The sequence below is a fragment of the Streptomyces sp. NPDC059853 genome, from assembly GCF_042731495.1.
Taxonomy (GTDB): domain Bacteria; phylum Actinomycetota; class Actinomycetes; order Streptomycetales; family Streptomycetaceae; genus Streptomyces.
In genome coordinates this window covers 22227-29729 of record NZ_JBHWJL010000036.1, presented here as the reverse complement: position 1 = coordinate 29729, position 7503 = coordinate 22227, and the positions used below count along the sequence as shown (strand labels likewise).

General features: G+C 72.0%; 5 protein-coding genes. 2 read left to right on the top strand and 3 right to left on the bottom strand.

Annotation, left to right across the window (positions count from 1 at the left end; genetic code table 11):
• The 3 genes from pyk to pta form a co-directional block, all read right to left on the bottom strand.
• The coding region (pyk, locus tag ACFV5N_RS06615; protein ID WP_385594941.1) for a pyruvate kinase at window positions 1-1055 on the bottom strand (1055 nt) is incomplete at its 3' end.
• Window positions 1056-1115: 60 nt separating this feature from the next.
• On the bottom strand, window positions 1116-2324 hold the full coding sequence (locus ACFV5N_RS06610) for an acetate kinase (RefSeq protein WP_385594938.1): 1209 nt from the start codon (window positions 2322-2324) through the stop codon (window positions 1116-1118).
• Complete coding sequence (gene pta / locus ACFV5N_RS06605; protein ID WP_385594935.1) at window positions 2321-4462, bottom strand: phosphate acetyltransferase; 2142 nt, start codon at window positions 4460-4462, stop codon at window positions 2321-2323. Before pta ends, ACFV5N_RS06610 begins: the two co-directional genes overlap by 4 nt.
• A 269-nt stretch (window positions 4463-4731) precedes the next feature.
• Here pta and ACFV5N_RS06600 point away from each other — a divergent pair, with 269 nt between their 5' ends.
• Window positions 4732-5757 carry an ATP-dependent 6-phosphofructokinase gene (locus ACFV5N_RS06600; protein ID WP_019434358.1) on the top strand — a complete coding sequence of 342 codons (1026 nt, stop codon included), beginning with the start codon at window positions 4732-4734 and terminating at the stop codon, window positions 5755-5757.
• Between the two features lie 142 nt (window positions 5758-5899).
• The gene (locus ACFV5N_RS06595) at window positions 5900-7483 is read left to right on the top strand and encodes an alpha/beta hydrolase (protein ID WP_385594932.1); all 1584 of its coding nucleotides are present in this window, start codon (window positions 5900-5902) and stop codon (window positions 7481-7483) included.
• The last annotated feature ends 20 nt before the right edge of the window (window positions 7484-7503 follow it).

Sequence of the window (7503 nt, the reverse complement as noted above, 5' to 3'; positions counted from 1 at the left end):
GTCCGGGGCTTCTTGCCCGGCACCAGCGGCTGGAGACCGCGCGAGAGCAACTGCTCCTCCGCCGCGATCGCGATCTTCGACATCGTCTTGACCGTCTCGATCGGATACCGGCCGACCGAGGACTCGGCCGAGAGCATCACCGCGTCCGCGCCGTCCAGGATCGCGTTGGCGACATCGGACGCCTCCGCGCGGGTCGGCCGCGAGTTGGTGATCATCGACTCCATCATCTGGGTCGCCACGATCACCGGCTTCGCGTTGCGCCGGCACAGCTCGATCAGCCGCTTCTGGACCAGCGGCACCTTCTCCAGCGGGTACTCCACGGCGAGGTCGCCGCGCGCCACCATGACGGCGTCGAAGGCGAGGACGACCTCCTCCATGTTCTCCACCGCCTGCGGCTTCTCCACCTTGGCGATGACCGGCACCCGGCGCCCGACCCGGTCCATGACCTCGTGCACGTCGCGCACGTCGTCCGCGTCGCGCACGAAGGACAGCGCCACCATGTCGGCGCCCAGCCGCAGCGCGAACTCCAGGTCCTCGACGTCCTTCTCCGACAGCGCGGGCACGTTCACCGCGATGCCCGGCAGGTTGATCCCCTTGTGGTCGGAGATCACCCCGCCCTCGATGACGATGGTCCGCACCCGCGGCCCGTCCACCTCCAGCACCTGGAGCGAGACGTTGCCGTCGTTGATGAGGATGGTCTCGCCCTTGGCGACATCGCCCGGCAGGCCCTTGTACGTGGTGCCGCAGATGTGCTTGTCGCCGGCCACGTCATCGGTGGTGATGGTGAACTCGTCACCGCGCTCCAGCTCGACGGGGCCGTCCGCGAAGGTCTCCAGGCGGATCTTGGGGCCCTGGAGGTCGGCCAGGACACCGACGGCCACGCCGCAGTCCTCGCTCGCCTTGCGCAGCCGGTGGTACCGCTCCTCGTGCTCCTGATGGCTCCCGTGGCTGAAGTTGAAACGGGCCACGTTCATACCGGCGTCGATGAGCGCCTTGAGCTGCTCATAGGAGTCGACGGCGGGGCCCAGGGTGCAGACGATTTTGGAACGGCGCATGCCGACGATCCTATCGTTTTGTTCCGTACCGGAATAATGGCGGCCCCGCCGTCCCGCCGTTCAGGGGCTGACCAGCGCGAACGCCTGGCTGGCGATCTCCAGTTCCTCGTCCGTGGGGACGACGGCGACCGCCACGGAAGCGTACTGCGGCGAGATGAACCGGGGGCCGCTGCCGGGCGTCGTGTTCCGCTGCTCGTCCACGACCACCCCGAAGCCCACCAGACCGTCCACGGCGGCGGCCCGGACGTTCGCGGCGTTCTCGCCGACCCCGGCGGTGAAGGCGATCGCGTCCACCCGGCCCAGCACCGCGTAGTACGCGCCGATGTACTTCTTCAGCCGGTAGGTGTAGATCGCGAACGCCAGCCGGGCGGCGTCGTCGCCCTCCGCCATCCGGCGGGTGATCTCCCGCATGTCGTTGTCCCCGCACAGCCCGACCAGGCCGGACCGCTTGTTCAGCAGGTCGTCGATCTCGTCCACCGACATACCGGCCACCCGCGAGAGATGGAAGATCACCGCCGGATCGATGTCGCCGGAGCGGGTGCCCATCACCAGACCCTCCAGCGGGGTCAGCCCCATGGAGGTGTCCACGCACCGGCCGCCCGCCACCGCCGAGGCGGAGGCGCCGTTGCCCAGGTGCAGCACGATCACGTTGACGTCCGCGACGTCCTTGCCCAGCAGCTCGGCGGTGCGCCGCGCCACATACGCGTGCGAGGTGCCGTGGAAGCCGTACCGGCGCACCCGGTGCGCGTCGGCGGTCGCCGTGTCGATGGCGTAGCGGGCGGCGTACTCCGGCATCGTCGTGTGGAACGCCGTGTCGAACACCGCGACCTGCGGCACCCGCGGGTTCAGCTCCAGGGCGGTGCGGATGCCGGTCAGATTCGCCGGGTTGTGCAGCGGGGCCACCGGCACCAGCCGCTCGATCTCGGCGATCACCTCGTCGGTGATCACCGTCGGCTCGGTGAACTTCAGCCCGCCGTGCACCACCCGGTGCCCGATGGCCGCCAGCCGCGGGTCGTCCAGCCGGAGGCCGTCCGCCGCCAGCTCGTCCGCCGCCGCCCGCAGCGCCGCCGTGTGGTCGGGCAGCGGCACATCGGTGCGCTCGCGCCGCTCGCCGCCGGCCGGGGTGTGCACCAGCCGGGCACCCGCCTCGCCGATGCGCTCCACCAGACCGGCGGCGAGCCGGGAGTGGTCGGTCATGTCGAACAGCTGGTACTTCACCGAGGAAGAACCGGAGTTCAGCACGAGGACACGGGAGGGGTGCTCGGTCACGGATTCACTTTCTGCTGGGTCCGGCGCTGGGCCTGGATGGCGGTGATGGCGACGGTGTTGACGATGTCCTGCACGAGGGCGCCGCGCGAGAGGTCGTTCACCGGCTTGCGCAGCCCCTGGAGGACCGGGCCGACCGCGATGGCGCCCGCCGAGCGCTGCACGGCCTTGTAGGTGTTGTTGCCGGTGTTCAGGTCGGGGAAGACCAGCACGGTGGCCTGGCCCGCGACGTCGGAGCCCGGCAGCTTGGTGGCGGCGACCGACGGCTCCACCGCCGCGTCGTACTGGATCGGGCCCTCCACCAGCAGGTCGGGGCGGCGCCGGCGCACCAGCTCGGTGGCCGCCCGCACCTTGTCCACGTCCGCGCCGGAGCCGGAGGTGCCGGTGGAGTACGACAGCATCGCGATCCGCGGCTCCACCCCGAACTGGGCGGCGGTGGCGGCCGACTGGATGGCGATGTCGGCCAGCTGCTCGGCGTCGGGGTCGGGGTTGACGGCGCAGTCCCCGTACACCAGCACCTTGTCGGCCAGGCACATGAAGAAGACCGAGGAGACGATGGCCGCCTCCGGCTTGGTCTTGATCACCTCGAAGGCCGGACGGATGGTGGCGGCGGTGGAGTGCACGGCGCCGGAGACCATGCCGTCGGCCAGGCCCTCCTGGACCATGAGCGTGCCGAAGTAGGAGACGTCCGAGACCACGTCCCAGGCCAGCTCGTAGGTGACGCCCTTGTGCGCGCGGAGCCGGGCGTACAGCTCGGCGAAACGTTCCCGCAGCGGTGAGGTCTGCGGGTCCACCACCCGGGCCACGCAGGCGGTCGCCGTCGCGCCGGGGTCGATGGCCTCCGCCGCGCCGTGCAGCCGCAGGTCGATGCCCAGATCGGCGGCGCGCTTGCGGACCGCGCCCTCCTCGCCCAGCAGCGTCAGATCGCACACGTTGCGGCGCAGCAGCACCTCGGCGGCGCGCAGCACCCGCTCCTCGGTGCCCTCGGGCAGCACCACGTGACGGCGGTCCGAGCGGGAGCGTTCGATCAGCTCGTGCTCGAACATCATCGGCGTGACCCGCTCGCTGCGCACCACCGAGAGCCGTTCGGTGAGCTGGGCGGTGTCCACGTGCGTCTCGAACAGGCCGAGCGCGATCTCCGCCTTGCGCGGGGTGGCGGCGGTCAGCTTGCCCTCCAGACCGGACAGCTCGGCGGCGGTGTGGAAGGTGCCGCCGGACACCGAGAGGACCGGTGTGCCCGGCGCGAGCCGGGCGGCGAGCGCCATGGTCTCGGCGCCCGGGTGCTCACCGAGGGTGAGCAGGACCCCGGCGATCGGCGGGGCGCCCGCGGAGTGCGCGGCGAGGGCCCCGACGACCAGGTCGGCGCGGTCGCCCGGGGTGACGACCAGCGAGTGCTCGCGCAGCGCGGTGAGGAAGGTGGGCAGCATGGCGCCGCCGATCACGAAATCTCGGACGTCCCTGGCCAGCCCGGTGCGGTCGCCGAGCAGCACCTCGGCGTCCAGCGCCTCGGCGATCTGGGTGACGGTGGGCGCCGAGAGCGCGGGCTCCTCGGGGAGCACGTAGACGGGCTCGGGGAGGTGGGTGCCCAGCGCGCGGGCCGCGGCGGCGGCGTGCGAGTCGCGGACCCGGTTGGCGATGGTGGCGATCACCTCGCAGCCGAGCGAGGTGAAGGCGTGGTGGGCGTTGCGGACCTCGGCGACGACGGATTCGGCGCTCTGGTCGAGACCGGCGACCACCGGCAGCACGACGGAACCGAACTCGTTGGCGAGCCGGGCGTTCAGCGTCAGCTCGGCGGGCAGCTGGGTGTCGGCGTAGTCGGTGCCCAGCACGAGGACGGCCTCGTAGTCGCGGGCCACGTTGTGGTAGCGCTCGACGAGGGCGGTGACGAGTTCGTCCATGCCGTGCTCGGCCTGGAGGGCGGCGGCCTCGGCGTAGGCCATGCCGCGCGCGTCCTCGCGGGACTGGGAGAGCCGGTACCGGCCGCGCAGCAGCTCGAAGACGGGGTCGGGCCCGGGGTGGGCGAGGGGGCGGAAGACCCCGACCCGGTCGACCTGGCGGGTCAGGAGTTCCATGACCCCCAGTTCGATCACCTGGCGGCCGTCGCCGCGGCCGATGCCGGTCACGTACACGCTGCGGGTCATCGCACCGCTCCCGCGCTGGTACGGGCGTACGCCGTCGTGTCGGCTGTCAGGGACATCACTGCCGCCCTCATCGTCATCCAATCGTTTATCGCTATGGTCTTGACAATACCCAGCGCGCTGAGTAACCGGCGCGGCGGGTCGCGGCGGGCGATCCGTTCACCATGTGAGCAGGGGAGTCCGGTGGGGTCCGCGGGCGTGAAACAATTCGGGCGGCCTCGACGAAGCGGCCCCGCGCCACCCTCCCGATCCCCGAAGAGGAGAGCATCCCCATGCGTATCGGAGTTCTCACCGCGGGCGGTGACTGCCCTGGCCTCAACGCCGTGATCCGCTCGGTCGTCCACCGGGCCGTCGTCGATCGCGGCGACCAGGTGATCGGGTTCGAGGACGGCTTCAAGGGCCTGCTGGAAGGCCGCTACCGCGAACTCGACATCAACGCCGTCTCCGGCATCCTGGCCCGCGGCGGCACCATCCTCGGCTCCAGCCGGCTGGAGCGGGCCCGGCTGCGCGAGGCGTGCGACAACGCCGAGGCGTTCCGGCACAAGCTCGGCCTCGACGCCCTGATCCCGATCGGCGGCGAGGGCACCCTGACCGCCGCGCGGATGCTCGCGGAGGCCGGGATCCCGGTGGTCGGCGTCCCCAAGACGATCGACAACGACATCTCCGCCACCGACCGTACGTTCGGTTTCGACACGGCGGTCGGTGTCGCCACCGAGGCCATAGACCGGCTGAAGACCACGGCCGAATCGCACCAGCGGGTGATGGTGGTCGAGGTCATGGGCCGGCACGCGGGCTGGATCGCCCTGGAGTCCGGGATGGCGGGTGGAGCGCACGGTATCTGTATTCCAGAGCGCCCCTTCCAGGTCGATGATCTGTGCAAAATGGTCGAAGAACGTTTCGCGCGCGGCAAGAAGTTCGCCGTGATCTGCGTCGCCGAGGGCGCCCGCCCCGCCGAGGGCTCCATGCCGTACGAGAAGGGCGAGATCGACCCGTACGGCCACGAGCGGTTCGCCGGCATCGGCAACCGGCTGGCGTCCGAGCTGGAGCAGCGGCTCGGCAAGGAGGCCCGCCCGGTGATCCTCGGCCACATCCAGCGCGGCGGCACCCCCACCGCGTACGACCGCGTGCTCGCCACCCGGTTCGGCTGGCACGCCGTGGAGGCGGCCCACCGGGGCGAGTTCGGCAAGATGACGGCGCTGCGCGGCACCGAGATCGTGATGGCCCCGCTGGCGAGCGCCACCGCGGACCTCAAGCGGGTGCCGCAGTTCCGCATGGACGAGACCGAAGCGGTGTTCTGAGCCCACCGCCACCGCCGGGCCCCATGGGGTTCCCGGCGGTGCCCGGCCCAACTCCCGTGGTGCCCTAGGGGATCGAACCAGGGGGAAATGGGGGGTGAGGGCCACTGTCCCCCCGATCGGCCGTCACCTAGCGTGGCCGACCATGCATCTCATATCACTGTGGAAGCGGGCTGTGGCGGCGGGCGCGGGGGCCGCCGCCTGCGCCACCCTCCTCACCGCCCCGGCCTGGGCCACCGACCGGCAGCCGGCGGACGACGACGCCCTCGCCGCGTACCACCGGCAGCACGTGGAGTGGGCCGACTGCGGTGCCGGGACCGCCGACGCGGAACCAGCCACCCCGTACCGGATCGGCCCCGCCGCCGTATCCGACGCCACCACACTCAGCGCGGCCGGCGCCGAATGCGCCCTGCTGACCGTCCCGCTCGACTACGCCGACCCCGGCGGCGAGACCCTCACCCTCGCCCTCTCCCGCATCCGTGCCGCCGACCCCGGCCGGCGCACCGGCGTCCTGCTGTCCAACCCCGGCGGCCCCGGCGGCTCCGGCCTGGTCATGCCGCTGATCCTCCAGCAGACGATGGGAGAGGTGGCCGGCGACTTCGACCTCATCGGCTTCGACCCGCGCTTCGTCGGCGCCAGCTCCCCGATCGACTGCGGCTGGCCGGTCGGCTCCGGCTACCGCGCCGCCGGAGCCGGGTTCGGCGACTACCTGCGCGGCGCCGCCTTCCAGCGCGACCTCGCCCAACGCTGCCGCGCCACCTCCGGCGACGTCCTGCCGTACGCCACCACCCGCAACACCGCCCGCGACATGGACGTCATCCGCGCGGTCCTGGGGGAGGAGCGGATCTCCTACCTCGGCTACTCCTACGGCAGCTACCTCGGCGAGGTCTACACCCAGCTGTTCCCCGGCCGCACCGACCGGATCGTGCTGGACGGCGTCATCCACCCCGACCACTACACCCCCACCCTGCTGCGCGGCACCGAGCGCGCGGGTGAGGAGGCCCTGCGCGCCTGGGCCGACTGGGCCGCCGAACGGCACGCCGACTACGGCCTCGGCACCGACCGGGCGGCGGTCCTCGCCACCGTCGACCGGGTGATCACGGCCGCGCAGCGCGAGCCGCTGCACATCGGCCCCTACCGGCTCGACCAGTACACCGCCCCCCTCCTGGTCTTCAGCGCCCTCGTCTCCGACGGTGAGCCGCAGCGGGACTGGCTGGCCACCACCACCGGCCTGCTGCTGCGCGCCGCGGCCGGCGAGAGCGTCGAGCCCGACCCCGGGCTCGCCCTGGAACTGGAGCACCTGACCACCGAGGCCGGATCCGCCTACGGCAGCGGCCAGATGGCCGTCGTGTGCGGCGACGTCGCCGAGCGGCGCGGCCTCACCGCCCACTGGCGCGACCTGCGCCGCGACGCCGCCCGCCACCCGCTGGTGGCCCCCATCACCCGCAACGTCACCCCGTGCGAGTTCTGGGACCTGCCCGCCGAGCCGCCCACCGTCCTCGACAACGACATCCCGGCCCTGCTCGTCGCCGCCACCGGCGACACCCGCACCCCCTACGAGGGCACGGTGAAGATGCGCGCCGAATGGCCCTCCTCCACGCTGATCACCCTGGACGCCATGCACCACGGGGTGTACGGGTTCTACGGCAACGCCTGCGTCGACGACCTCGTCAACGACTACCTGCGCACCGGCGTGCTGCCGCGGCAGGACGTGAACTGCACCGAGTAGGTGTGGTGTTCCGGCCCGGT

What these genes read in the sequence shown, in the direction of transcription:
- ACFV5N_RS06595 (WP_385594932.1), top strand. Translation starts at nt 5,900, where the DNA reads ATGCATCTCATATCACTGTGGAAGCGGGCTGTGGCGGCGGGCGCGGGG.
- pta (WP_385594935.1), bottom strand. Translation starts at nt 4,462, where the DNA reads ATGACCCGCAGCGTGTACGTGACCGGCATCGGCCGCGGCGACGGCCGC.
- ACFV5N_RS06600 (WP_019434358.1), top strand. Translation starts at nt 4,732, where the DNA reads ATGCGTATCGGAGTTCTCACCGCGGGCGGTGACTGCCCTGGCCTCAAC.